Source organism: Pseudarthrobacter sp. PvP004 (genome assembly GCF_017876035.1).
Classification (GTDB): domain Bacteria; phylum Actinomycetota; class Actinomycetes; order Actinomycetales; family Micrococcaceae; genus Arthrobacter; species Arthrobacter aurescens_A.
This window is the reverse complement of the sequence record NZ_JAGINL010000001.1, coordinates 468,849-492,753: the sequence shown is the minus strand read 5'-3', so window position 1 is coordinate 492,753 and position 23,905 is coordinate 468,849. Positions and strand designations below refer to the sequence as shown.

Here is a 23,905-nt window from a genome sequence, read left to right as displayed (position 1 = left end):
TTATTCTACGGTCACGCTCTTGGCGAGGTTACGCGGCTGATCGACGTCGTAACCCTTGGCGCCAGCCAATTCAGCAGCAAAGATCTGCAGCGGAACGGTGGTGAGCAGCGGCATCAGCAGGGTGGGAGTCTCCGGTACGTAGAAGACGTGCTCTGCGTAATCCTTGACGGACTCGTCACCTTCTTCAGCGATGACCAAGGTACGGGCACCACGTGCGCGGACTTCCTGGATGTTGCTGACTACCTTGGAGTGCAGGGAGTCCCGGCCACGCGGAGACGGCACCACAACGAACACCGGCTGGCCGTCGTCGATCAGGGCGATCGGACCGTGCTTGAGCTCGCCGGCAGCGAAACCTTCAGCGTGGATGTAGGCGATTTCCTTGAGCTTCAAGGCACCCTCTAGGGCAACCGGGTAGCCAACGTGGCGACCCAGGAAGAGGACGGACTTCTCGTCCTTCATGCTCCGCGCGAGCTCGCGCAAGGGCCCTGCGTTGTCCAGGATTTTCTGGATCTTGGCCGGGATCTTGTTGAGGTCCGCCAGGACATCCTTGATCTGTCCGGAGAAGATGTTGCCGCGCAACTGGGCCAGATAGAGGCCCAGCAGGTAGGCAGCAGTGATCTGCGCCAGGAATGCCTTGGTGGACGCAACGGCGATTTCCGGGCCTGCGTGTGTGTAAAGCACGGCGTCGGATTCGCGCGGGATGGTCGAACCGTTGGTGTTGCAGATGGAGATGGTCTTGGCGCCCTGCTCGCGGGCGTAACGGACAGCCATCAGCGTGTCCATGGTTTCGCCCGACTGGCTGATGGAAACCACCAGCGTGTTGGAATCAACGATGGGGTCGCGGTAGCGGAACTCGTGGGCGAGCTCCACCTCGGTGGGGATCCGGCACCAATTCTCGATTGCGTACTTGGCCACGAGGCCGGCGTAGGCTGCGGTACCGCAAGCCAGCACGATGATCTTGTCCACCTGCTTGAGGAGCTCCGGATCGATGCGGACTTCGTCAAGAGTGAGTTTGCCGTTGAGGTCCGAGCGGCCCAGGAGGGTCTGCGCTACGGCGTCCGGCTGGTCGTGGATTTCCTTCTCCATGAAGGAGCTGAATCCACCCTTTTCGGCAGAAGCAGGGTCCCAGTCAACGTGGTATTCCTTGCCCTCGGCGGGAGCGCCGAAGAAGTCGGTGATCTCCACGGAGTCCGCGGTGATGGTGACAATCTGGTCCTGGCCCAGTTCCACTGCGCGGCGGGTGTAGTCGATGAATCCGGAAACGTCGGAGCCGAGGAAGTTCTCGCCATCGCCCAGGCCCACAACGAGCGGGGAGTTGCGGCGGGCAGCCACGACGACGTCGGGCTGGTCTGCGTGGACTGCGAGAAGGGTGAAAGCACCTTCGAGTCGCTGGCAGGCCAGGCGCATCGCCTCGGTGAGGTTGCCGCCGTCGCCATTGAGTTGGTTGCGGAAGATGTCACCGATGAGGGCGGCAGCAACTTCGGTGTCGGTTTCCGATTCGAAGGTGACGCCTTTGCCCAGCAGTTCCTGCTTGAGCTCAGCGAAGTTTTCAATGATGCCGTTGTGAATGACCGCGAGCTTGCCACCGTCGGAGAGGTGCGGGTGCGCGTTACGGTCGGTGGGTCCGCCGTGGGTAGCCCACCGCGTGTGGCCAATGCCGGTCATGGACTCGGGAACGGGACTTGCTTCCAGTTCTGCGATCAGGTTGCTCAGCTTGCCGGACTTTTTACGGGACGAGATGGTCCCATCAGCCACTACTGCGACGCCGGCGGAGTCATAGCCGCGGTATTCCAGACGGCGCAGCCCTTCCACCACAACGTCAAGAGCGCTGTATCCAGCTGCCTTGCGAGACGAATTGCCAACATAGCCTACGATTCCACACATGGGTACAAGCCTAGCGGCTAGTGCAAACAACTGATGTGGGACATCCCAGCTCCTTGACCGCCCCAGCGCATTCCATCACTCACAATTCACCTGCCGGTCGTCGCGCATTTCCTGATCAGCCCCGCGGAGGGCAGAATCATGAGCGTGACTTTGCAACGCACCGAAGCTAATGGCGACGGCGCTTCCCCGTTTGTAGAGCTGGACCGTCAAACGTGGTCCCGGCTTGCAGCGCAGATGGAGCAGCCCCTCAACGAAGAGGACATTTTCCGCCTCCGCGGCCTCGGCGACCCTTTGGACATGAAGGAAGTCCGGGAGGTCTACCTCCCCCTGTCACGCCTCCTGCATCTGTACGTCGAGGCGTCGCATCAGCTCCACGCAGCCACCACCACGTTCCTGGGCGAACAAACCCAGCGCACGCCGTTCGTGATCGGTGTGGCCGGTTCGGTTGCTGTTGGCAAGTCCACCATCGCCCGTGTGCTCCGGGAAATGCTCAGGCGCTGGCCAGGGACTCCCAACGTGGAGCTCATCACCACTGATGGCTTTCTGTACCCCTTGGCGGAGCTTAAGCGTCGGCACCTGCTGGAGCGAAAGGGATTTCCGGAGTCCTACGACCGCCGAGGCCTTCTCCGCTTCGTCTCGGAAGTCAAAGGCGGCGCCGAGGAAGTCCGCGCCCCGTGGTACTCCCACGTTACGTACGACATCGTGCCCGGGAAGGAAGTTGTGGTCCGGCGCCCCGATGTGCTGATCGTTGAAGGCCTCAACGTCCTGGCCCCCGCCCGTCCGCGAATGGATGGCAAACAGGGGCTCGCAGTCAGCGACTTCTTCGATTTCTCCATCTACGTCGACGCCAAAACCTCCTACATTGAGGAATGGTACGTGGACCGCTTCCGGAAGCTGAGAACCACAGCCTTCGCCCAGCCCGAGTCCTACTTCCACCGCTACGCCACACTGTCGGACGACGACGCTGAGTCCACGGCACGCGGCATTTGGAAGCGCATCAACGAGCCGAACCTTGAGGAGAATGTTCTGCCGACCCGCGGACGTGCGCAGTTGGTACTCACCAAGGACGCAGACCACTCCATCCGCCGCATGCTCCTGAGGAAGGTCTAGCGTGGCCAACAATCCTCAGCCGATGCCGAGCCGTCGCGCTTTCGCGAGCCTGCTGACCGCAGGTGCAGGAATGGCGGCCCTCGCCGCCTGCGCACCGGACAACACTGCACCCTCCCCTGTTGCGGCCAACGCCGCCAGCGGGGTTCCCTCGGCCTCCGAAACGCCTTCCGCCGCCACCCCCGGTGCCACAGCCACCGAGCCTGCACCCGTCGAACCCGCGCCCAGCGCTGAACCGTCCAGCACCGCCCCGTCGAGTTCCGTTGCCCCGCAGCACTCGCTGACGGACCCCACGAGTCCCTGGGTTGTGGTCAACAAGCACCGGCCCTTGGCTCCCCAGGACTTCGTTCCGGCAGATTTGGTCCAGCCGAACATACAGCTCGCCGTCAGCGGCGAAGCGGCTTTGCTTAACAGCACGACGGCGGCCGCGGCAGAGAAGATGTTCGGGGCAGCAGCCTCGGAGGGCATCATCATGACGTTGGCCTCCGGCTACCGTTCCTATTCCACCCAAGTGGCCACGTACAACGGGTACGTAGCGAGCACCGGGCAGGCGGCAGCGGACCGCGCCTCCGCCCGCCCAGGGCACTCCGAGCATCAGACGGGGTGGTCCTTCGACATTGGCGATGGTGGCGGAGCGTGCAGCTTCCAACCATGCTTCGCCGAACAACCCGCCGCAGTGTGGGCGAAAGCCAATGCCCACAAGTTCGGCTTTGTGGTCCGCTATCCGTGGATGTTCCACGACACTACCGGGTACTTCTACGAGTCCTGGCACCTGCGCTACATCGGCGTGGAGGCGGCAACCGACATGGCCACGCGGGGCATCGCGACCCTGGAAGAGTACTTCGGGCTCGAAGCAGCGCCGGACTACCTCTAGAACCTTAAACACTGAGGCCCGCTGTCCTGCTTCTACTCAAGCAGGACAGCGGGCCAAAAAAGTGAGCTTTCCTAGACTGCCAATTCGCTGGGAGCGCCCAAACGCTCCTTGACCACGGCAGCAAGGCCCTTGCAGATGCGCTCGGCCGTCTCCATGTCAGCGGCTTCCACCATGACACGTACCAGTGCCTCAGTGCCTGAAGGGCGGAGCAGCACACGGCCCGTCTCACCGAGTTCGAGCTCCGCTGCGGCAACGGCCTCGGCAACGCCTTCATCGGTGGCGGCCCGGGCCTTGTCAACGTCTTTGACGTTGATCATGAGCTGCGGAAGCTTTGTCATGGCGCTGGACAGGTCCTTGAGGCTGCGGCCCGTCAGGGCGACCTGCGCGGCGAGCTGAAGCCCGGTCAGGACACCATCACCTGTAGTTGCGAAGTCCGAGAAGATCACATGGCCGGACTGTTCGCCGCCAAGGTTGTACCCGCCGTCACGCATTTCCTCCAAGACGTAACGGTCACCAACACCGGTCTCCCGGATAGTGATGCCGGCATCGCGAAGGGCGATCTTGAGGCCGAGGTTACTCATGACCGTGGCCACGAGAATGTTGTCCTTGAGCTTTCCGGCTTCCTTCAGTGCCAGCGCCAGGATCGCCATGATCTGGTCGCCGTCCACTTCGTTGCCTTCATGGTCAACTGCCAGGCAGCGGTCGGCATCGCCGTCATGGGCTACGCCAAGGTCCGCGCCGTGTTTAACCACAGCTTCTTTCAGCGGACCCAAGTGGGTGGAACCTACACCGTCGTTGATGTTGAGGCCGTCGGGCTCTGCTCCGATAACTACGACGTCAGCCCCGGCGTCCTTGAACACCTGGGGTGAACAGCCGCTCGCTGCACCATGGGCGCAGTCGAGGACCACCTTCAAGCCTTCCAAGCGCTTGGGCAGCGTGCCGAGCAGGTGCACGATGTACCTGTCCTCGGCGTCTGAGAACCGTTGGATGCGTCCGACGTCGGCGCCTACCGGGCGCTGCGGCTCTTTACCCAGCTGCGCCTCGATGGCGTCCTCAACATCGTCCGGGAGCTTCTGACCGCCCCGTGCAAAGAACTTAATACCGTTGTCCGGCGCCGGGTTGTGGGAGGCCGACAACATGACGCCGAAATCGGCGTCGAGATCCGCAACGAGGTAAGCCGCAGCAGGGGTGGGGAGCACACCGGCGTCGTAGACGTCGATGCCGGAGCTGGAAAGCCCAGCCTCCACGGCCGCAGCAAGGAACTCGCCGCTGGCTCTGGGATCCCTTGCGACGACGGCGCGCGGCCGCTTGCCATCAGTTGTGCGGTCATGGCCGAGTACGACGGCGGCCGCCTGCGCGAGCTGCATAGCCAGTTCAGCGGTGAGCAATCCGTTCGCGAGACCGCGGACGCCATCTGTTCCAAATAATCTAGACATCGGGTCAAGTTTAGACGACGACAGGACACCACCGGTTCAACAGGTCACTTGCGGTGCGTTTCCTGACTCCCTGCCTGGGTTGTTAAACGACGAAAGCCCGCCCCGCCGAAACGGCGGAACGGGCTTTCGAGTAAGCGCTGAAAGCGCTTGTAAGCGTGTTTAGCGCTTGGAGTACTGCTGAGCCTTACGTGCCTTCTTGAGACCAGCCTTCTTGCGCTCGATGACGCGGGCGTCACGGCTCAAGTAACCGGCCTTCTTGAGGGTGGCGCGGTTGTTGTCGACGTCGATCTCGTTCAGCGAGCGAGCAACACCGAGGCGCAGTGCACCGGCCTGGCCGGAGATGCCACCGCCGTGGATACGGGCGATGACGTCGTAGGCGCCTTCGAGATCGAGGATCTTGAAGGGCTCGTTGACGTCCTGCTGGTGCAGCTTGTTCGGGAAGTAGTTGTCCAGCGTGCGGCCGTTGATGGTCCACTTGCCGGAACCCGGCACAACGCGAACGCGTGCAACGGCTTCCTTGCGGCGGCCAACAGCTGCACCGGCAACGGTCAGTGCCGGGCGCTCCTTCTTGGGCGCATCTTCAGCAGATGTGCTTTCAGAGGTGTAGCTGGTGAGGGTTTCCTCAGCCTCGACGGCTTCGGCGGTCAGTTCTTCGTTCTGAGCCACGGTTCTCCTTGTAATGAAAAGTTGGTTGGTGGCCAGGACTACTGGGCGACCTGGGTGATTTCGAAAGTCTTCGGCTGCTGTGCAGCGTGGGGGTGCTCCGGGCCTGCGTAGACCTTGAGCTTGCCCAGCTGCTGAGCTGCGAGGGAGTTCTTGGGGAGCATGCCCTTGATGGCCTTCTCAACAGCGCGAACCGGGTTGGATTCCAACAGCTCGGCGTAGTTGACGGAGGTCAGGCCGCCCGGGTAACCGGAGTGGCGGTATGCGCGCTTCTGCTCCAGCTTGGCGCCGGTGAGGGCAACCTTTTCAGCGTTGATGATGATGACGAAGTCGCCCATGTCCATGTGGGACGCAAAGGTCGGCTTGTGCTTTCCGCGCAGCAGTGTTGCGGTCTGGCTGGCAAGACGACCAAGGACAACGTCGGTGGCGTCAATGACGTGCCACTGGCGGTTGATATCGCCGGGCTTCGGGGTGTACGTACGCACGGTTTTGCCTCGTTCTTGTTCTGGCGTTCATGTTTTAGGCGGCACGCAATAAGGCGTGCACCTACTATGTATGCGCTACCGGAGCAGAGGTGAGGGCTCTATGTACCAGTTATCCCAAGATCTCGAAATGCCTCAGGAGTTAGCGATCCTGCAACTGGATCCCCCGGAAGGCATGTGTCATCGAGATAGGACACGCACAACGACTCTAAACAATACCGTCACTAGGGCGTCCGGGTCAAAATGGGGTAACCGCCCCCAGGGGTAGCGCACTTTTACTAAGGGAGAAACATGAACGATGGCCCCGGCGTCCCACTCCTCATTGCGCTCCTCGGGTTGCTGCTCAGCCCTACTGCCGAGCTAGTGATCGCCCGCACGCTGCCGCGACTCGGCGGCGCGCCTGCCCTCAAGGTCCGGATCACGACGGCGGGGGTCACCGCGCTGCTTTTTGGCTTACTGGCGTGGCGTTTTGGGTTTTCTCCGGAGTTGCCGGCATTTCTTTTATTGGCATTGCTTGGCGTTCAGCTTTCGCGGATTGATTTCACCGTCCACTTGCTGCCGAACGCACTGGTTTTACTTTTGTTTGGGGGCGGATTGGTCCTGCTCCTTGCCTCCGCTGCCCTCACGCCAGGATGGGCGGACTTGATTCGAGCTCTCGCCGGAGGAGCGATCCTGTTCGCCGGCTACTTAATTCTGGGACTTTTTTCGCCGGGAAGCCTCGGAATGGGCGATGTGAAGCTCGCGGCACCCCTCGGCTTGTACTTGGGCTACTTGGGTTGGCAGCAAGTACTCATTGGCGGGCTACTGGGATTCGTGGTGGGCGGGGTGCTGACGGTGCTGATGTTGCGCCTGCGATCTACCGAAAAGCCCGTAGAAACAGCTCACGGACCCGCAATGTTCATCGCCGCGCTGGGCGTAGCCCTGTTCATGAACTAGCGCTGGCTTAGTACGCACTTACCCCCCCTTCAGTGCGCGCCTTGATTAATAAGGCTCCTGCTAAAAGCAAGTAGTTTTCGCGTGTTTTGCGGCCCTGACCTGAGTACTTACCTCCCCCACGGCACGCTGGCAGGTAACCGATGCCCGGATAAATCGAGTACGACTACGCATTGTGGCTTCTGCATGTCCTGGTGAATTCTTATCTCATCGAATTCCGAACCGCTAAAGGCATCATGGGGGCAGTTCGACATTCGGGCGAATTTAGATAATTTGCCGCCTGTTATGCATCATTCATCATTTGCCAAAACAACTTTTATTCTGGGAAGGATTTTCCAATGTCATCTCTCATGGTTTCCGTTATCTCGTTCATCGCCGGCGTCAAGGACCGCTTCACCAACGAGGAGAAGGGCGCGACGGCTGTTGAATACGGACTGCTCGTGGCTCTGATCGCTGCTGTCATCGTTGGCACCGTGCTCACACTGGGCACTGAGGTACTAAAGGGCTTCACCACGGTCGTCAACACCCTTCCGTAGCTCGGAACTGGCCGGCTTCATATCGAAACCCGGGCCGGCTGCTCCGATACACTCATCGGCTGCAGCCGGCCCGGAATCGTTTTCTGGGAGTTGCTATGAGATCCAAAGGTAGGAAGAGTAAAACGCTCTTTAACAGAAAGCCCTCTACCGCTAATAGCCAGTCTGGTGCGGTAGCAGTTGAATTTGCACTTGTACTGCCGATATTCCTCGTCTTGGTACTGGGGATTTTTGAGTTCGGCCGGGCATTCAACATCCAGATTTCCTTGTCTGAGGCCGCTCGCGAAGCAGCCCGCTACGCAGCTATTCATCAATCAGATTCCACCTACAGCGTCGGCGACGCGCAGGCGGCTGGTGTGGCCGCCGCGCCCACCGTGGACTTGGCTCCGGGCGACATCACCGTCACGTCGTCGGGCACAAGCCCGTGCAACGTGGAGGTCAATATCTCCTACAGCACGCCGTGGATGACTGGATTTCCAGGACTGGTGCCCGGGATGCCGGCCGAACTGGATATCTCCGGGACAGGAGTCATGCGATGCGGCGGCTGAAACACGATGATCGCGAGCGCGGCGCTGTTGCTCCCATGACCGCCATGCTGATGGTGGCCCTCCTGGGCATGACTGCTTTCGCCGTAGATGTTGCCATGATGTACTCCGAGCACGCTCAGTTGCAGAACGGTGCCGACTCATCAGCAATAGGCATCGCCCAGGCTTGTGCACAGAACGCCGCTTCAGCCGACTGTGCTGCACCCACATCAGCAGCAACCTCCTTGGCGGGCCTGAATGCACTCGACGGTGTCAGCAATGCGCCACAAGCCTCGGTAAATCTGGGCACCGGGACCGTTGATGTCACGACCCAATCCCGCAACACCTCCGGCGACAATCACTTCACTCTGGTGTTCGCGCGAGCCTTGGGCGTCGAGACAGCCAACATCCAGGCCTCGGCCCAAGCTAAATTCGGCGGATTCTCAGCTACCGATGCCATCCCGCTGACGTTCTCCCAATGCGAGGCGGACCCGAGCTTCACCAAAGGCCTGCAGTTCTTCCCGGTTCACGGCACCACGCTTTCCGACAACCCGGACTACGCATGCCAGCACCAGTCTTCATCGGGATTCGAGCTTCCCGGTGGATTCGGCTGGCTCAAACACCCAGGCTCCACCTGCACGGTGCACATAGACATTGACGATCCCTGGTTGGAGGCCAACGAGGGCAATGATTTCGATTCGACGTGCGCTGCCGCCTTCGCGTCCTGGGAGACCAAGCTCAAAGCCGGCAAGCCTGTGGAACTTCTCATTCCGATTTTCGAAACAGCCTGCCCAGTGAAGAAGGGTACGGGAACCAACCCCTGCGCTTCCTCACCCTACAAGAAGTCCTTCAAGATCGAGGCCTTCGCGCAGATCTCTCTCCGGGGGTGGCATCTCACGGGCGGCGGATCCAGCTACATGACCTCCGATGCCTCTGCGCTTCAGAAGTCCCTGGGTCTCAAGAACAGCGACACAGGTTTGTACGGCACCTTCATCAAGAAAGTAAGTCTGACGGAGGCCGCAACTCTGGGCGGCCCAACCACGTACGGCGCCTTGGGCGTCCAACTCACCGAGTAGTAACCAATCTGGGAGAAAACTCCATTGCACTAAGGAGAATCAAAGTGAAAACTCGCCTACTGGGAGGCATAGTCGCAGTCGTGCTGGCAATAGTCGGCACGCTGCTACTGGTCACATACGTTCAAGCAGCAGACGCGCGGGCACAAAAGGACCTCCAGCCCGTTGATGTCCTTGTTATCCAAAGTCAGGTTCCCGAGGGAGCCGATCTTCAGCAGATCAAGTCTGCTGTAAAGCTTGCTTCGCTACCCGCGGCTTCAGTACCCAATGGTGCCCTCAAGAGCCTCTCCGGAATGGAGGGCAAAGTCGCGGGGGCAGAACTCATGCCTGGTGAAGCCCTGCTGGGAAACCGCCTGGTGGATCCCAACAGCCTGGCGGCCCCCGGGTCAGTCCCTGTCCCCGACGGACTTCAAGAAGTTTCAGTACAACTTGATGCGCAGCGCGTTGTAGGCGGGCGACTGGCCGCCGGCGACACCGTAGGCGTCGTGGTGCTGGTGGGCGAGAACGGGCAATCCGACACTGACGCTTCAGCCCAGCTCGTCTTCCATAAAGTGCTCGTTACCAGCGTTCAGCGGGCCACAGCCAGGAACTCGAACACCGCGCAAGCAAGCTCGGAGCAGGCCAACACACAGCTGCCGGAGGGTTCATTCATCGTGACACTCGCCCGCAGCGATGTGGACGCCACCAAGATCGTTTACGGAGCAAAGTACGGGGATATCTGGCTGACGAAAGAACCCGCCGAGGCCCAGGAAAGCGCACGCGTCACCATCAAGAAGGCAGAGGTACTCCAATGAGCCGCTTTCTAGTCATCACGGCTGATGTAGATTTCGAAAAGCGCGTCCGCCACGCCGCTTCCGGCATGCATGGCGATGTGCAGTCCATCATTGCCGACTACTTGCCGCAGGGCCCGGACGACGTCCTCCGGGTGCTGTCCGGACAACTGCTGGAAGTCCTTGTCCTGGGGCCCGGGCTACAGGCTGACGACGCAATCCGATTGGCAAGCCTGTTCGATCTTCAGTATCCGGAGATCAGCGTAGTGCTCGCTTCGACGGATGCAGCGGAAGTCGCACTCCCGGCAATGCGCGCAGGCATCCGTGACTTGTTGGAGCCTTCCGCGGATCCGGGCACCATTCGGGCGCTGTTGGAGCGTGCCAGCCTCGCGGCTGCCGGGCGTCGCAGGGGCTTGGGTGCACAAGTAGACGCAGGGCCACAGGGAGGGCGGATTATCGCCGTCATGTCGCCCAAGGGCGGCGTGGGCAAGACGACTATCTCAACCAACCTCGCTATTGGGCTGGGGCGAATCTCTCCCATGAGGGTTGTCATCGCCGATTTGGATCTCCAGTTCGGCGACGTCGCATCCGGGCTCCTCATAGACCCGGATAGGACAATCGCGGATGCGGTTACCGGTGCGGCAGTCCAGGACAGCATGGTGCTGAAGTCATATCTCTCAGTTCATCCCGCCGGTATTTATGCCCTCTGTGCGCCCCGTAACCCCTCCCAAATCGAGCAGATTTCCGCGGAACAGGTGGGGCATCTCCTTGAACAACTGGCCAGGGAATTCGACTACGTGATTGTGGATACCGCACCGGGTCTTGGTGAGCACGTCCTGGCGACCCTAGAACGTGCCTCCGACGTCGTGTGGGTATGTGGAATGGATATCCCGAGCATCAGAGGACTTCGGAACGGTCTCGAAATACTTGACGAGATCGGGCTGGTCCCCGAACAGCGCCACGTTGTCCTGAACTTCGCGGACAAGCGCAGCGGGCTGACCTTGATTGATGTGGAAGCCACCATAGGGTGCCCGGTGGATGTCACTTTGCCGCGGTCCCGTTCACTCCCCTACTCAACCAATAGGGGCATCCCCGTACTTCAAGACGGGACGAAGGATGTCACGCTCCGCGGTCTCCGTCAGCTCGTTGATCGCTTCAAGCCGGGCTGGGAAGAACGGCCGCACAAGCAGCTGCACCGAAGGGCGGTAGTCAAGTGAACCTCGCAAAGCGCCTTCAGACCGCTCGGGGGCTGGAAGTTGAGACCCCGGGCACGTCAACATTGGGAGATCCATGGGCCGGGCCAGCAACCCACACCCCTGACTACATCGCCGATTCAACGGGAGCAGGAGGAACTACCGAGGACTCAAGCCAAGCGTTGTCAGCAGTCAAAGAACGCACCAGTTCAGCGTTGTTTGATCGTATGGGTTCCCGAATTTCAGACACCACACTGGATGAGGCGGAACTCCACCGCTACGTCAAAGAGGAACTCCGTGCCGTTATTGACGAAGACGACATTCCGCTGACATCCCAGGAGAGACAACGACTGGTCCAGGAGATCGCTGACGACGTTCTTGGTCTTGGGCCGCTTCAACGGTTCCTTGACGACAAGGACGTCACAGAGATCATGGTGAACGGTGCCGACAAGGTCTACGTGGAGATTGCCGGAAGACTTCACTTAACCAATGTTCATTTCAGCTCCGAAGAGCATCTTCGCCGAATCATTGAGCGGATTGTCTCCAAGGTTGGCCGCCGCATTGACGAGTCCTCTCCACTGGTGGACGCAAGGCTCTCGGACGGATCCCGAGTCAATGCGATTATTCCTCCGCTCGCTGTCAATGGATCGTCGCTCACGATTCGAAAGTTTGGCCGTGTGCCGCTAACGGCCCAGAATCTCATCCAATTGGGAACCATGAGCCCCGAGATCACCGAACTGCTTCACGCGTGCGTACAGGCCCGGCTGAACATCATCGTCTCGGGCGGTACAGGAACAGGAAAGACAACGCTCTTGAACGTCCTGTCATCGTTTCTTCCTTCCGATGAACGCATCGTCACCATCGAAGACGCCGTGGAACTGCAGCTCCAGCAATCGCACGTTGTCCGGTTGGAAAGCCGACCCAGCAACATCGAAGGAAAGGGTGAGATCGCCATCCGGGATCTCGTGCGAAATTCCCTGCGCATGCGCCCGGACCGGATCGTAGTGGGCGAAGTTCGCGGCGGGGAAGCACTCGACATGCTTCAAGCGATGAATACCGGCCATGATGGATCCATCTCCACTGTCCATGCAAACTCGCCCCGCGATGCCATCGCGCGCCTCGAGACGTTGGTGCTTATGGCCGGAATGGATTTGCCCCTCAGGGCGATTCGGGAGCAGATCTCGTCCGCCGTGAACCTGGTGGTTCAGATCTCGCGGCTGCGGGATGGCACCCGGCGTATCACGCATGTGACGGAAGTGCAGGGCATGGAAGGTGACGTTGTTACCTTGCAGGATGCTTTCACCTTCGACTACTCGGCAGGCATGGATGCCAATGGGCGGTTCCTCGGGAAGCCCGTTCCTACAGGAGTGCGGCCACGGTTCGTGGACCACTTCGCGGACCTTGGAATCTACTTGTCCCCGGGTGTCTTTGGAACTGTGCACACTGGCGGTGGGCAGCGATGACCGCCACCAACCCCCTCCTGCTCATAGCCGGAGTGATTCTCGGATTCGCAGCCTTGGCGATCGGGCTATTCCTTATCCCCAGGTCGAGGAACTCAACGATTGCATTGTCCCGGCGGCGTCCAAACGCCGGCACCCAGGACTCAGTGCTGACCCGGATGACAAATTCTGCTGTCGCATTGGTAGATGGGTCAGTTTCGGCCAGCAGGGCTTCCGGAACCAGGCTTCTCCTTGAGCAGGCCGGCTCCAGGATGCGGCCGGCGGACTACGTACTCTTGGTCATCTGCGCCACCTTCACTGGCGCCGTCGTAGGCTTCATCCTCGGCGGTCTCTTGGTGGCAATACTCTTCGGAATCTTAGTGCCCATCGGCGCACGCATGGTTCTGAGCGTCATGACGTCCCGACGCCGGGCGCAGTTCGAAGCTCAACTGGGCGACACGCTGCAAATGCTGTCCGGCAGCATGCGGGCCGGTCATAGCTTGCTGCGGGCAGTCGATGCTGTGGCTCTGGAGGCACAGTCACCTACCAAGGAAGAATTCGCCAGGATCGTAGGAGAAGTCCGTCTGGGACGTGACCTCCGCGATGCACTCCTGGACGCAGCAAACCGTCTACACAGCGAGGATTTCCTCTGGGCCACCCAGGCCATCGAAATTCACCGTGAAGTGGGCGGCGACTTGGCTGAAGTACTGGACCACGTGGCTGAAACGATCCGCGAGCGATCACAAATCAAAGGCCAAGTGCGGGCCCTCAGCGCTGAAGGTCGGCTGTCAGCGTATGTGCTCATAGCACTGCCGACCGGCATGTTTCTGTACCTCAGCCTCGCCAACGGGACGTACATCCAGCCTCTCTTCACGCACCCCGTGGGTTGGATCATGCTCGTGGTAGCCGTCGTCCTTCTTGCGTTGGGGTCCTTCTGGCTCAGCCGCGTCGTCAAGATCAAGTTCTAGGGAGTGACCATGAACGTTATTGCATGGGCGTCCGTCGCCTTGATCGTAGTTCCCATCGCCTTTATGGCATGGGCGTTCATTTCAGTAGACCGTACTGGCCTCGCAACCGTCCGTACCAACTTGAGTCGAAGCGCAGGAATGGCCACTGACTTGGGGGCACAGCCGTCAGCATTCAACCTGCATCGTCTGGGTGCAAAGCTCACCCCAAAGGGCTACACCATCTGGCTGGACAAGTTGCTGGCCAAATTGGGCCGACCAGCGGGAATGCCCCTGGGACGCCTCCTGATCCTCAAACCAGCGTTGGCCTTGGCAGCAGGCCTCGTGGGTCTGTTGTTCTTCCTGAGAGCCCCTTCGGGCCAGGGTTTCCTGCTGTACCTGGCCGCAGTGTTGCTGGTGTACTTCATCCCGGACCTGATCATCCACGGCCGCGCTGCCGAACGGCAAAAGGCAATCCAAACTGAGCTACCCAACACCCTGGACCAGATGCTCATCTCCGTTGAAGCCGGCCTTGGTTTTGAAGGGGCCATGGCCCGGGCCGGGCAGAATGGTTCGGGACCGCTGGCCATGGAAATGCTCCGAACACTGCAGGACATGCAGGCGGGACGCAGCCGCAAGGAAGCATACGTGGCTTTGGCCGAACGTGTGGATGTCCACGACCTCAGGGCATTCGTCGGGGCCATAGTGCAGGCCGATACCTATGGGATCGCCATAGCCAACGTCCTGCGGACCCAAGCCAAGCAAATGCGTATCAAACGCCGCCAAAGGGCGGAGGAGCAGGCAATGAAGCTGCCTGTGAAGGTCCTGTTCCCTTTGATGTTCTGCATCCTGCCAGTGCTGTTCATCGTCATCATGGGTCCGGCCGTCCTCAATGTGATGACTAATCTGGCCGGCACTTTTTAGGGTTCTGGTGTTATTGCCCTAAATACCGGCCGTTCGCGGATCCCAGACCACGGGCGGCCACATCGGCCCCCTTCCGGTACCCAGAGCCGGGAGGGGGTCCTCCAACAGACCCATTCAGCCAGTAGCCACTTCTGGGCAAACGAGTACCTGCCGGAGGGTTCAAGTAGCACTCCTCACGGAAGTCGAGTACGCCCTACTCGTGCCAAGCACTGAACCACTCTTCTACACTCCACGTACAGCCTGGGATCCGCCCAACGTCTGCCCATATCAAAGCCTAGGGAATGATCATGAAAAGGTCAGAGACGGTCAAGAAGCCGGAGAAGAAACTCGCTATACCGGCTTGCTTGGCGGCACTGCTAACAGCACCGATTCTGGCCGCGTCGCCTGCAGCAGCCGAGATCAACGCGGACACCATCGACAAGTCCATTGTGTGGGTGGACACTGCGTGGAGCGCTTCCGTTCAGGTGCCCTTCAAGGACGGAACCACCGAAACGTACCGGACCACCGTCTACGCGTACTGCACGGGATGGTTCGTCAGCGACACAGGGCACGTGGCAACTGCCGGCCACTGCGTCGAGGCTGACGACGGACTTCGTGTGAGCGTCTACTCGAACGTCATTGAAGAGCAGGGCTTGACGGGGGTCAGGGCTGAGGACGTTGACTGGCCCATGAGCCTGGGCGAGCCATCCATCAAGATTGATCAGCCCTCGGGCATCGACGGCGGAGTTCTCAGCGGGAAAACCGCCATTACAGCGCAGCTGATCGCCAAACAAGGTTTTGAGAAGGGCGACAACGCCCTCTTGCGTATTGCCGATATGAAAGACACCCCCGCTTTGTCGATAGGCCCGGAGGCACCCAAAGTCCGCGAGAAGGTCACCTCTATTGGCTTTCCTGATCTCGTTGGCTCAACCTCGGATGTGGAACGGCAAAAGCCGTCGTACCGATCCGGAGCCGTGAGCTCACGCAGTTATTCAACGCAAGGTGTTCCCCGCACGGAGATCGACACCGACATCACCCCGGGGATGTCCGGAGGGCCTTCAGTCAACGAGGAGGGACAAGTCATTGGCATCAATTCCGCCTACGTGTACCAAGGGGCTGGACAAGCTAACTACATCACCGACACGGAAACGCTCCGGGAATTCCTGACAGCAAATGGAGTCAAGTTGGCTGAGCCGGCGTCACAGTCCGCAGCCCCTGCGGCTGCCGTTGAGAACCCGACCGCCGTCACGTCGACCGGTCCTGAGATTCCGCTGTGGATGATCGTAACACTGGCAGGCCTCGTGCTCGCCCTCGCCGTCATGGCTATCTTCCTCACCCGGGCGATGCGCCAACGGCCCAAGCCGGCCGCCGCAGCCGCTATGCCTGCCGGTCCACAGATGCCTTGGGTGCAAGAACCGCCTCGCCCCGAGAATGGACCGCGCCCTGAGAACGGACCGCGCCGTGAGGACGGTCAGCCTCTGTAGTTCTTCGACGGTATGGTCTACTCTCGCCGGGCCCGCGTCAGCTCGGCCCGCGCCAGCAACTCGCTATCGGACGGGTAGGCGACTTGCTCCAGCACCAAGGGATGCGGAGCAGCAAGCACAGATTTGGCATCGCGTTTGCGTTCGAGAAGACGTGAGTGCAACCAACCCGGAGTTTCCAACCCCTCCCCCACGCGGAGCGCAGAACCAACCAAGGACCGCACCATGTTGTGGCAGAACGCATCGGCCTGCACGGTGGCAACAATAACGTCGTCGCTTCCACGAACAAACGAGAACTGCTGCAGCTCACGGATGGTGGTGGCTCCCTCGCGGGGTTTGCAGTAAGAACGGAAATCCTGGAGGCCCAGCAGGGAATGGGCACCGTGATTCATGAGCTCAACATCCAAAGGCGCTTTATGCCACAAAGTGATTCCCCGCAGCACAGGGTCCCAACGTTCCGGACCGTCGGCAATCCGGTAACTGTACCTCCGCCACAACGCTGAGAAGCGGGCGTCGAAACCTTCCGGCGCCAGACCGGCGTCGTGCACTTCAATGGACCCCGTCAGATCGCCGAGAATGCGGCTCAAAGCGCCGCGGAGTCGGCGTAAAAGCGCGACGGCGGGATCGAGCTCATGCCCGCGCGGCAGTGACAGCCACTCGGCTTCCGTCAGGTCCAGGTGAACCACTTGACCGCGGGCGTGGACGCCGGCGTCCGTCCGGCCTGCAACCGTCACACGAACCGGTCGCTGCAGGAGGAGCGCCAAAGCTTCCTCAAGGGATCCTTGCACGGTCCGGAGACCTGGCTGCAGAGCCCACCCGCTGAAAGGGCCGCCGTCGTAGGAAAGATCAAGCCGGACACGCAAAAACCCGCCGCCCCCCATAACGGGGGCAGCGGGTTTTCGTTCGTTCATAGACTTAAGTCTACTGTGAAGAATTCAGTGAATTACTTCTTGTCCTCAGCGGCCGGAGCCTCTTCGGTTTCAGCAGCTTCAGCTTCAGCAGCTTCTGCCTCAGCGGCCGGAGCCTCTTCGGTTTCAGCAGCCTCTGCCTCAACGGCAGGAGCCTCTTCGGTCTCAACGACCTCTTCCTCGGCAGCCGGAGCAGCCTTGGCAGCGGCAGCGGTTGCTTCAGCAACAACGGCCTGCTTCGGGGAAACCGGCTCGAGAACGAGCTCGATGACAGCCATGGGAGCGTTATCGCCCTTGCGGTTGCCGATCTTGGTGATGCGGGTGTAGCCACCATCGCGGTTAGCAACGGCGCCGGCGATGTCGGTGAACAGCTCGTGGACAACGCCCTTGTCGCTGATCAGGCCGAGAACGCGGCGGCGGGAAGCGAGGTCGCCACGCTTGGCGAAGGTGACCAGACGCTCTGCGTACGGCTTCAGGCGCTTGGCCTTGGTGACCGTGGTGGTGATGCGCTTGTGCTCAAAGAGAGCAGCTGCCAGGTTCGCGAGCATCAGGCGCTCGTGAGCCGGGCCGCCTCCGAGGCGCGGACCCTTAGTGGGGGTAGGCATAGTTATTTCTCCTGTTATGTAAGCCGGTCAGGTCCATCACTGGACCCGGCGGCCAAGATCTGCTGTTTAGAGCTCGTCGTCGCTGAACGCGGCGTCGTCCTCTTCGATGGCTGCGGCGCGGGCTGCGAGATCGAAACCGGGAGGGGAGTCCTTGAGGGACAGACCCAGTTCCACGAGCTTTGCCTTGACCTCGTCAATGGACTTCGCACCGAAGTTACGGATGTCCATCAGGTCAGCCTCGGAGCGGGCAACGAGTTCACCCACGGTGTGGATGCCCTCACGCTTGAGGCAGTTGTAGGAACGGACGGTGAGGTCCAGATCCTCGATCGGCAGAGCCATGTCCGCTGCCAGGGCAGCGTCCGTCGGCGACGGGCCAATCTCGATACCTTCAGCTGCGGTGTTCAGCTCACGAGCCAGACCGAACAGTTCCACCAAGGTGGTGCCTGCGGAAGCAACAGCATCGCGCGGGGCGATGGCCTGCTTGGTCTCGACGTCGACAATGAGCTTGTCGAAGTCGGTGCGCTGCTCAACACGGGTAGCTTCCACGCGGAAAGTTACCTTCATGACCGGCGAGTAGATCGAGTCAACCGGAATACGGCCGATCTCGGAGTCGCCGGACTTGTTCTGAGCTGCCGAAACGTAGCCACGGCCGCGCTCGATGGTCAGCTCGAGTTCGAACTTGCCCTTCGAGTTCAGAGTGGCAATGTGCAGATCCGGGTTGTGGAATTCGACGCCGGCCGGCGGAGCGATGTCCGCGGCGGTGACGACTCCGGGGCCCTGCTTGCGCAGGTAAGCAACAACCGGCTCATCGTGCTCTGAGGAAACCGAAAGGTTCTTGATGTTCAGGATGATCTCGGTGACATCTTCCTTGACACCCGGAACCGTGGTGAACTCGTGCAGCACGCCATCGATCCGGATGCTGGTTACAGCGGCACCGGGGATGGAGGAGAGCAGGGTACGGCGGAGGGAGTTTCCGAGGGTGTAGCCGAAGCCCGGTTCCAGCGGTTCAATGATGAAACGGGAGCGGTTCTCGGATACAACTTCTTCAGACAGGGTGGGGCGCTGTGCAATGAGCACTTAGGTTTCCTTTCGGCGAGCATCCGCTATATGACGCAACACAGGTGGTGGAAATCGGCTTCGGTTTCCAGCCTGACCAGCCGGGCCATGCTGATGGATGATCGAAACCATCCATAGCAGGCCCGGCCGGTCAGGCAGGGAAGACCTAATTAGACGCGGCGGCGCTTCGGCGGGCGGCAACCGTTGTGGGCGCTGGGGGTGACGTCCTGAATGGAGCCAACCTCGAGGCCAGCAGCCTGAAGCGAACGGATTGCGGTTTCGCGTCCGGATCCCGGGCCCTTAACGAATACGTCAACCTTGCGCAGACCGTGCTCCTGAGCGCGCTTTGCAGCAGCTTCGGCAGCCATCTGGGCAGCGAACGGGGTGGACTTACGTGAGCCCTTGAAGCCAACCTCACCGGCGGAAGCCCATGAGATTACAGCACCGTTCGGGTCCGTGATGGACACGATGGTGTTGTTAAAGGTGCTCTTGATGTGCGCCTGGCCAAGCGCAATATTCTTCTTATCCTTGCGACGCGGCTTACGAACCGCTCCACGAGTCTTCGGGGGCATTGTTTCTCCTACAGAAAGTTATCGGGGGAAAACCGGATCAATCCCGAGGGATTAACGTCCGGCCTTCTTCTTGCCGGCGACGGTGCGCTTCGGGCCCTTGCGGGTACGAGCGTTGGTCTTCGTACGCTGTCCGCGTACGGGCAGGCCCTTGCGGTGGCGCAGGCCTTCGTAGCTGCCGATCTCTACCTTGCGGCGGATGTCAGCGGCTACCTCGCGGCGAAGGTCACCCTCAACCTTGTAGTTGCCTTCAATGTAGTCACGCAGCTGGACCAGCTCGGCGTCAGTCAGGTCCTTGACGCGAACGTCAGCGCTGATGCCGGTGGCAGCCAGGGTTTCGTGTGCACGGGTCTTGCCCACGCCGTAGATGTAAGTAAGCGCAATTTCCAACCGCTTTTCGCGGGGAATGTCTACGCCAGCGAGACGAGCCATAGTGGCAGTACTCCTTGAATAAACCGGAGGTCGTAGGCAGTACACCCACACGTTCAGTGTGGCCCCAGCCTCCGACCGGGGGTTCGCTGACCAGGCTCTGTAATGCAGTCCTGGCACAGCTTGTGCTGCCTTTATTTACTTGCGTGGGCTAGCAGCCCAGGTTTGTCCTTGCGGACGCAGATTCCCGGAAGGGGAATTAGCCCTGGCGCTGCTTGTGGCGCGGGTTCTCGCAGATCACCATGACCCGGCCGTTACGGCGGATCACTTTGCACTTGTCGCAGATCTGCTTGACGCTCGGCTTGACCTTCATGGCGTTCCTTTGCGTGTTTTGCAGTTGATCTGCTGGAGCGGCTTAGGCACTATTGCCTTGCCGCCCAGCAATTTACTTGTAGCGGTAGACGATACGACCACGTGTGAGGTCGTATGGGCTCAGCTCAACCACTACCCGGTCCTCGGGGAGGATTCGAATGTAGTGCTGTCGCATCTTCCCAGAGATGTGTGCGAGAACGACGTGCTTATTGGTGAGCTCAACACGAAACATCGCATTGGGCAGCGCCTCAGTCACAACGCCCTCGATCTCAATGACCCCGTCCTTCTTGGCCATATCCTCCGCTAACTGTTGTTTGCCGCCGTCCTCCAGTTAGGCACCGAAGATCCAGCGGACGTTTTTTGTTTGCTTGGCCCTCTTGGAACCACGACACTAAAAAGGGCGTGGCTGCACAGACAACCAACAAATAACTCTACGCCAATGTGGCCGGAAAGTTAAATCCGTCTATGGTAGCGCACGTACCTCCAGCCGTCACTCCCCCGCTTGCCGATAGGCGGGGAAGTCACCGGCCTCCGTCGACACGCTTTCGGCCGCCAGGATGCCATCCAGGATGGCCAGCCGGACGGCTTCCGCCGCGGCGCTTTGGAGCGTTATCAGCGACACCTGCCGTGCCTGCTCAGTGCTACGGTCAAGCCCGACGGCGCCAGTCGCCAAAGCGAACACGGTATCTCCGTCCGCCAACGTATGGGACGGATCCAAGGCCCGGGCCAGCCCCGCATGCCCGGCAGATGCAGTCCGCTTGCACTCGGCCACATCGAGTACGGCATTCGTCGCAATCACCACCAACGTGGTGTTGAGCCCCTGCGGCGGTGTCGCGAACGGCACACCCGGCTGATCCTGCGGGCCTGGGGCCCGGCGGCGCGCGTCTAAGGGAGGCACGACCGAGCGCGCAGAGGGCTGCAGGTCCGCAGGGCCAAACACCGGCGCCCCCATCGCGTTCACCACGGCAATGGCTCCGACGATCACCCCGCCATCGAGAGTGATGGACGACGTACCGACCCCGCCCTTGTAGTGGCCATGCGCAACAACGGCCCCCGTACCGGCACCCACGTTTCCACGTTCGACGGCGGCGTGGTCGCCTGAGGCGAAGGCTGCGGCGGCTGCCTGGTAGCCCATGTCCGCACCGGGTCGGGCCTTCACGTCGCCGCCCCGTCCGACGTCGAAGATGGCGGCCGCCGGCACAATCGGCACCACAGTCCCGGGAACAGCGAATCCCCTCCCCTGCTCCTCACACCACAACTGCGCCCCGGTAGCCGAGGCCAAGCCGAACGCGCTGCCACCTGTTAGCACCACGGCATCCACAGTGGAAACCAATGTGGTCGGATCCAGCGCATCGGTCTCATGCGTCCCGGGTCCACCCCCGCGCACGTCGACAGACCCCACAGTCCCCGGCGGAGGAAGCACCACAGTAACCCCGGACAACCACCCCTCCCCCACCCTCTGCACATGCCCAACCCGTATGCCAGCAACATCGGTGATCGAATTCATGGCTCCATTCTCCACCTTCGGCCCCCACAGGACTGCTGGCGGGCTGGACCCCGGCAGCGCGCGTCCAAGGGAGGCACGACCGAGCGCGCAGAGGGGTCCAGTTCGCCCGCAGGGCACGGACCCGACCACGAAGTGGGAGCCGAGCCTCAAATACGAACGGGCGAGTAACGCTGAGTAAACGGGTTAGGAAGTGTAAGCCAACTATCGCTACGGCTCCCCGTTTTGGTCCGGAGGGCCTCTGTGGGTGTGGTGAGCTAGCCCTGTCTTCGCTGCCCCGCTCCGGGAGGCGGCGCTCCACATTCGCCCAAAACCGATAGTGACTCATGACTACCCGACAGATTCACAGCAGCAACACCGTGCCTGCAGACAGGCCGGGCATCGAACCTCCGGCCCCACCCGCCGCGCCTGCAAAGCCCGGACCGGACCGAAAGCGCTGGTCCGCCCGCAGTCGCCGGGAATTCTTGGTGTTCCTTGCCATGGCCTTGCCGAACTTGGTGTTGATCGGCACCTTCACCTATTGGCCGCTGATCAACAACATTTACTACTCCACTCTGGATTGGACGCTCGGTTCGGCTTCGGCCACGGTGGTGGGCTTGCAGAACTATGTCACGTTCTTCACAGGTGAGGACGCGTCCAAAGTCCTTGGGACTACTGCGATTTTCACACTGGTGACGGTTGGCGGTTCGATGGTCCTTGGCCTGTTGGTTGCCTTGGCCTTGAACTCCAAGGTCCGCGGCACCACGTTCGCCCGATCGGCCGTGTTCGCGCCGTACGTGTTGTCCGGCGTGGGTGTTGGCCTGGTGTGGCTGTTCATTTTTGACCCCGGCTATGGAGTACTCGCTTGGGTCCTGCGCGGCCTTGGCCAACAGAGCCCGCAGTGGATCAATGATCCTCAGCTCTCTTTGGTGATGGTGATCATCGTGTACGTCTGGAAGAACTTGGGCTATTGCGCGGTGGTGTACCTGGCCGGTTTGCAGTCCCTGCCCCGCGATGTGATGGAAGCTGCGGCTCTGGATGGGGCCAACAGTGCACGGAGGTTCTTCAATATCTCCTTGCCGTTGCTTTCCCCCACCACATTCTTCCTGCTGATCACCACCATGCTCAGCTCTTTGCAGGCTTTCGACCTTATCCGCATCATGACTCCGCTCGGCAACGGCACCAGCACGTTGATCTACGAGGCCTATCTGCAGGCGTTCGGGGCTTACAACAGGGCGGGCTATTCGGCCGCGATATCGGTGATTCTCTTCGCCATCCTGTTGATCATCACTGTTCTTCAACTGCGGTTCGTTGAGCGAAAGGTCCACTATTCATGAGCGCGCCTCCACCCGCCGTCGTCGTTGGTTCTCCACAGGAGACCATGCAGGAGATGGCGCCGCATGAGCCGCCGCGACCATTCTCCAAAGCCAACCTCATCCGGACCGTGGCAACCGGTTACGTGCCCCTGATCATCGCCACGCTTGTGGTCTTCCTGCCGTTGCTTTGGATGGTGTTGAGTTCCTTCAAGCAACCGGGCGAGATTGTCACGATGGATCTGAAGATCCTGCCGGAGTCCCTGAACCTGGAGAATTACGCCACGGCGATGACCACGGTTCCGTTCGCGCAGTTCTTCGCCAACAGCTTGATCGTTACGGTGGTGGGTTCGTCCATCAAGGTCATCCTGGCGATCCTGACGGCTTACGCGTTGGTGTTCGTTCGTTTCCCGTTCAAGAACGTGATCTTCGTGCTGATTCTGGTGGCGCTCATGGTTCCGGCGCAGGTGTCCATCCTGCCCAACTACATCCTCATCGCGGGCGTGGGCGGCAAGAACACTCTGTGGGGCATCATCCTTCCGGGCCTGGGGACGGCGTTTGGCACGTTCTTGCTGCGCCAGCACTTCCTCACGTTGCCGCCGTCGATTCTTGAAGCAGCTGAAATCGACGGCGCCGGCCACTGGCGCCGGCTGTGGCAGATCATTGTCCCGGTGTCTGTTCCTTCCATCGCGACGGTGGCGCTGGTGACCGTGGTCAGTGAATGGAACGACTACATTTGGCCGCTCATCATCACTGACCGCCCTGAAACCATGACGCTTCCCGTGGGCCTCACGTTGCTGCAGAACTCTGAGGGGAACGGCGCCGGGTGGGGCATCCTCATGGCGGGCGCTGTGCTGGTGATCGTTCCCATCCTGCTGGTGTTCGCAGCACTCCAGCGATACATCGTTGCCGGGCTGACCCAAGGCAGTGTCACCGGCTGATTTTCTCCAACCGCACCATTCGCATCGAAGTAAGTTATTGAGAGGAAACA

At 60.7% G+C, this 23,905-nt stretch carries 26 protein-coding genes; 14 read left to right on the top strand and 12 right to left on the bottom strand.

Annotated features, from left to right (window positions below):
* The gene (gene glmS, locus J3A64_RS02225; RefSeq protein ID WP_043806225.1) at positions 1–1,884 is read right to left on the bottom strand and encodes a glutamine--fructose-6-phosphate transaminase (isomerizing); all 1,884 of its coding nucleotides are present in this window, start codon (positions 1,882–1,884) and stop codon (positions 1–3) included.
* A gap of 138 nt (positions 1,885–2,022) precedes the next feature.
* On the opposite strand from glmS, the gene coaA reads away from it, so the two are divergent.
* Both coaA and J3A64_RS02215 read left to right on the top strand, forming a co-directional pair.
* Positions 2,023–2,994: a type I pantothenate kinase gene (coaA, locus tag J3A64_RS02220; RefSeq protein ID WP_011775550.1), complete on the top strand. Its 972-nt coding sequence runs from the start codon at positions 2,023–2,025 to the stop codon at positions 2,992–2,994.
* Between the two features lies 1 nt (position 2,995).
* Entirely contained in the window at positions 2,996–3,865 is an 870-nt protein-coding gene (locus tag J3A64_RS02215; RefSeq protein WP_014922372.1) for a D-alanyl-D-alanine carboxypeptidase family protein, read from the top strand.
* Between the two features lie 71 nt (positions 3,866–3,936).
* On the opposite strand, the gene glmM is transcribed toward J3A64_RS02215, so the two are convergent.
* The 3 genes from glmM to rplM all read right to left on the bottom strand — a co-directional run bounded on the left by glmM (position 3,937) and on the right by rplM (position 6,449).
* Positions 3,937–5,301 (bottom strand): phosphoglucosamine mutase, encoded by a 1,365-nt coding sequence (gene glmM / locus J3A64_RS02210; protein ID WP_210063552.1) that lies wholly within the window; start codon positions 5,299–5,301, stop codon positions 3,937–3,939.
* A gap of 159 nt (positions 5,302–5,460) precedes the next feature.
* Complete coding sequence (rpsI, locus tag J3A64_RS02205) at positions 5,461–5,967, bottom strand: 30S ribosomal protein S9 (protein WP_011775553.1); 507 nt, start codon at positions 5,965–5,967, stop codon at positions 5,461–5,463.
* Positions 5,968–6,005: 38 nt separating this feature from the next.
* The gene (gene rplM / locus J3A64_RS02200) at positions 6,006–6,449 is read right to left on the bottom strand and encodes a 50S ribosomal protein L13 (RefSeq protein WP_011775554.1); all 444 of its coding nucleotides are present in this window, start codon (positions 6,447–6,449) and stop codon (positions 6,006–6,008) included.
* A 288-nt stretch (positions 6,450–6,737) separates the two neighbouring features.
* On the opposite strand from rplM, the gene J3A64_RS02195 reads away from it, so the two are divergent.
* The 10 genes from J3A64_RS02195 to J3A64_RS02150 all read left to right on the top strand — a co-directional run bounded on the left by J3A64_RS02195 (position 6,738) and on the right by J3A64_RS02150 (position 16,242).
* Positions 6,738–7,382, top strand: a complete 645-nt coding sequence (locus tag J3A64_RS02195; protein ID WP_210063551.1) for a prepilin peptidase — start codon at positions 6,738–6,740, stop codon at positions 7,380–7,382.
* 335 nt (positions 7,383–7,717) lie between these two features.
* Positions 7,718–7,915 carry a Flp family type IVb pilin gene (locus J3A64_RS02190; protein WP_210063550.1) on the top strand — a complete coding sequence of 66 codons (198 nt, stop codon included), beginning with the start codon at positions 7,718–7,720 and terminating at the stop codon, positions 7,913–7,915.
* Between the two features lie 95 nt (positions 7,916–8,010).
* Positions 8,011–8,460: a TadE family protein gene (locus J3A64_RS02185; RefSeq protein ID WP_210063549.1), complete on the top strand. Its 450-nt coding sequence runs from the start codon at positions 8,011–8,013 to the stop codon at positions 8,458–8,460.
* Positions 8,448–9,512, top strand: a complete 1,065-nt coding sequence (locus tag J3A64_RS02180) for a TadE/TadG family type IV pilus assembly protein (RefSeq protein WP_210063548.1) — start codon at positions 8,448–8,450, stop codon at positions 9,510–9,512. The genes J3A64_RS02185 and J3A64_RS02180 overlap by 13 nt, the downstream gene beginning before the upstream one ends.
* 44 nt (positions 9,513–9,556) lie before the next feature.
* Positions 9,557–10,303, top strand: a complete 747-nt coding sequence (cpaB, locus tag J3A64_RS02175) for a Flp pilus assembly protein CpaB (protein ID WP_011775559.1) — start codon at positions 9,557–9,559, stop codon at positions 10,301–10,303.
* Complete coding sequence (locus tag J3A64_RS02170) at positions 10,300–11,496, top strand: AAA family ATPase (protein WP_210063547.1); 1,197 nt, start codon at positions 10,300–10,302, stop codon at positions 11,494–11,496. Before cpaB ends, J3A64_RS02170 begins: the two co-directional genes overlap by 4 nt.
* A complete protein-coding gene (locus J3A64_RS02165) occupies positions 11,493–12,935 on the top strand; it encodes a CpaF family protein (protein WP_210063546.1) in 1,443 nt (480 codons plus the stop codon). The genes J3A64_RS02170 and J3A64_RS02165 overlap by 4 nt, the downstream gene beginning before the upstream one ends.
* A complete protein-coding gene (locus J3A64_RS02160) occupies positions 12,932–13,879 on the top strand; it encodes a type II secretion system F family protein (RefSeq protein WP_210063545.1) in 948 nt (315 codons plus the stop codon). Before J3A64_RS02165 ends, J3A64_RS02160 begins: the two co-directional genes overlap by 4 nt.
* Positions 13,880–13,888: 9 nt before the next feature.
* A complete protein-coding gene (locus J3A64_RS02155; protein ID WP_011775563.1) occupies positions 13,889–14,779 on the top strand; it encodes a type II secretion system F family protein in 891 nt (296 codons plus the stop codon).
* Between the two features lie 287 nt (positions 14,780–15,066).
* Positions 15,067–16,242 (top strand): serine protease, encoded by a 1,176-nt coding sequence (locus J3A64_RS02150; RefSeq protein WP_011775564.1) that lies wholly within the window; start codon positions 15,067–15,069, stop codon positions 16,240–16,242.
* 17 nt (positions 16,243–16,259) lie between these two features.
* Here J3A64_RS02150 and J3A64_RS02145 read toward each other — a convergent pair whose 3' ends face one another.
* From J3A64_RS02145 to J3A64_RS02110, 8 genes are all read right to left on the bottom strand, one after another.
* Positions 16,260–17,150: a tRNA pseudouridine(38-40) synthase TruA gene (locus J3A64_RS02145; protein WP_286176137.1), complete on the bottom strand. Its 891-nt coding sequence runs from the start codon at positions 17,148–17,150 to the stop codon at positions 16,260–16,262.
* A gap of 32 nt (positions 17,151–17,182) precedes the next feature.
* On the bottom strand, positions 17,183–17,752 hold the full coding sequence (gene rplQ / locus J3A64_RS02140) for a 50S ribosomal protein L17 (protein WP_043470498.1): 570 nt from the start codon (positions 17,750–17,752) through the stop codon (positions 17,183–17,185).
* 66 nt (positions 17,753–17,818) lie between these two features.
* Positions 17,819–18,829: a DNA-directed RNA polymerase subunit alpha gene (locus tag J3A64_RS02135; RefSeq protein ID WP_011775567.1), complete on the bottom strand. Its 1,011-nt coding sequence runs from the start codon at positions 18,827–18,829 to the stop codon at positions 17,819–17,821.
* Between the two features lie 149 nt (positions 18,830–18,978).
* Complete coding sequence (rpsK, locus tag J3A64_RS02130) at positions 18,979–19,380, bottom strand: 30S ribosomal protein S11 (RefSeq protein ID WP_014922380.1); 402 nt, start codon at positions 19,378–19,380, stop codon at positions 18,979–18,981.
* Between the two features lie 51 nt (positions 19,381–19,431).
* Complete coding sequence (rpsM, locus tag J3A64_RS02125; protein ID WP_011775569.1) at positions 19,432–19,809, bottom strand: 30S ribosomal protein S13; 378 nt, start codon at positions 19,807–19,809, stop codon at positions 19,432–19,434.
* 196 nt (positions 19,810–20,005) lie between these two features.
* On the bottom strand, positions 20,006–20,119 hold the full coding sequence (rpmJ, locus tag J3A64_RS02120; protein WP_011775570.1) for a 50S ribosomal protein L36: 114 nt from the start codon (positions 20,117–20,119) through the stop codon (positions 20,006–20,008).
* A gap of 72 nt (positions 20,120–20,191) precedes the next feature.
* On the bottom strand, positions 20,192–20,413 hold the full coding sequence (gene infA / locus J3A64_RS02115; RefSeq protein ID WP_011775571.1) for a translation initiation factor IF-1: 222 nt from the start codon (positions 20,411–20,413) through the stop codon (positions 20,192–20,194).
* 195 nt (positions 20,414–20,608) lie between these two features.
* The gene (locus tag J3A64_RS02110) at positions 20,609–21,625 is read right to left on the bottom strand and encodes a P1 family peptidase (protein ID WP_210063544.1); all 1,017 of its coding nucleotides are present in this window, start codon (positions 21,623–21,625) and stop codon (positions 20,609–20,611) included.
* A gap of 323 nt (positions 21,626–21,948) precedes the next feature.
* On the opposite strand from J3A64_RS02110, the gene J3A64_RS02105 reads away from it, so the two are divergent.
* Both J3A64_RS02105 and J3A64_RS02100 read left to right on the top strand, forming a co-directional pair.
* The gene (locus J3A64_RS02105; RefSeq protein WP_210063543.1) at positions 21,949–22,938 is read left to right on the top strand and encodes a carbohydrate ABC transporter permease; all 990 of its coding nucleotides are present in this window, start codon (positions 21,949–21,951) and stop codon (positions 22,936–22,938) included.
* Complete coding sequence (locus J3A64_RS02100) at positions 22,935–23,855, top strand: carbohydrate ABC transporter permease (protein ID WP_210063542.1); 921 nt, start codon at positions 22,935–22,937, stop codon at positions 23,853–23,855. The genes J3A64_RS02105 and J3A64_RS02100 overlap by 4 nt, the downstream gene beginning before the upstream one ends.
* The last annotated feature ends 50 nt before the right edge of the window (positions 23,856–23,905 follow it).

What these genes read in the sequence shown, in the direction of transcription:
- glmS (WP_043806225.1), bottom strand. Translation starts at nt 1,884, where the DNA reads ATGTGTGGAATCGTAGGCTATGTTGGCAATTCGTCTCGCAAGGCAGCT.
- coaA (WP_011775550.1), top strand. Translation starts at nt 2,023, where the DNA reads ATGAGCGTGACTTTGCAACGCACCGAAGCTAATGGCGACGGCGCTTCC.
- glmM (WP_210063552.1), bottom strand. Translation starts at nt 5,301, where the DNA reads ATGTCTAGATTATTTGGAACAGATGGCGTCCGCGGTCTCGCGAACGGA.
- J3A64_RS02195 (WP_210063551.1), top strand. Translation starts at nt 6,738, where the DNA reads ATGAACGATGGCCCCGGCGTCCCACTCCTCATTGCGCTCCTCGGGTTG.
- J3A64_RS02190 (WP_210063550.1), top strand. Translation starts at nt 7,718, where the DNA reads ATGTCATCTCTCATGGTTTCCGTTATCTCGTTCATCGCCGGCGTCAAG.
- J3A64_RS02185 (WP_210063549.1), top strand. Translation starts at nt 8,011, where the DNA reads ATGAGATCCAAAGGTAGGAAGAGTAAAACGCTCTTTAACAGAAAGCCC.
- J3A64_RS02180 (WP_210063548.1), top strand. Translation starts at nt 8,448, where the DNA reads ATGCGGCGGCTGAAACACGATGATCGCGAGCGCGGCGCTGTTGCTCCC.
- J3A64_RS02170 (WP_210063547.1), top strand. Translation starts at nt 10,300, where the DNA reads ATGAGCCGCTTTCTAGTCATCACGGCTGATGTAGATTTCGAAAAGCGC.
- J3A64_RS02160 (WP_210063545.1), top strand. Translation starts at nt 12,932, where the DNA reads ATGACCGCCACCAACCCCCTCCTGCTCATAGCCGGAGTGATTCTCGGA.
- J3A64_RS02155 (WP_011775563.1), top strand. Translation starts at nt 13,889, where the DNA reads ATGAACGTTATTGCATGGGCGTCCGTCGCCTTGATCGTAGTTCCCATC.
- J3A64_RS02150 (WP_011775564.1), top strand. Translation starts at nt 15,067, where the DNA reads ATGAAAAGGTCAGAGACGGTCAAGAAGCCGGAGAAGAAACTCGCTATA.
- J3A64_RS02145 (WP_286176137.1), bottom strand. Translation starts at nt 17,150, where the DNA reads ATGAACGAACGAAAACCCGCTGCCCCCGTTATGGGGGGCGGCGGGTTT.
- rplQ (WP_043470498.1), bottom strand. Translation starts at nt 17,752, where the DNA reads ATGCCTACCCCCACTAAGGGTCCGCGCCTCGGAGGCGGCCCGGCTCAC.
- rpsK (WP_014922380.1), bottom strand. Translation starts at nt 19,380, where the DNA reads ATGCCCCCGAAGACTCGTGGAGCGGTTCGTAAGCCGCGTCGCAAGGAT.
- rpsM (WP_011775569.1), bottom strand. Translation starts at nt 19,809, where the DNA reads ATGGCTCGTCTCGCTGGCGTAGACATTCCCCGCGAAAAGCGGTTGGAA.
- rpmJ (WP_011775570.1), bottom strand. Translation starts at nt 20,119, where the DNA reads ATGAAGGTCAAGCCGAGCGTCAAGCAGATCTGCGACAAGTGCAAAGTG.
- infA (WP_011775571.1), bottom strand. Translation starts at nt 20,413, where the DNA reads ATGGCCAAGAAGGACGGGGTCATTGAGATCGAGGGCGTTGTGACTGAG.
- J3A64_RS02110 (WP_210063544.1), bottom strand. Translation starts at nt 21,625, where the DNA reads ATGAATTCGATCACCGATGTTGCTGGCATACGGGTTGGGCATGTGCAG.
- J3A64_RS02105 (WP_210063543.1), top strand. Translation starts at nt 21,949, where the DNA reads ATGACTACCCGACAGATTCACAGCAGCAACACCGTGCCTGCAGACAGG.
- J3A64_RS02100 (WP_210063542.1), top strand. Translation starts at nt 22,935, where the DNA reads ATGAGCGCGCCTCCACCCGCCGTCGTCGTTGGTTCTCCACAGGAGACC.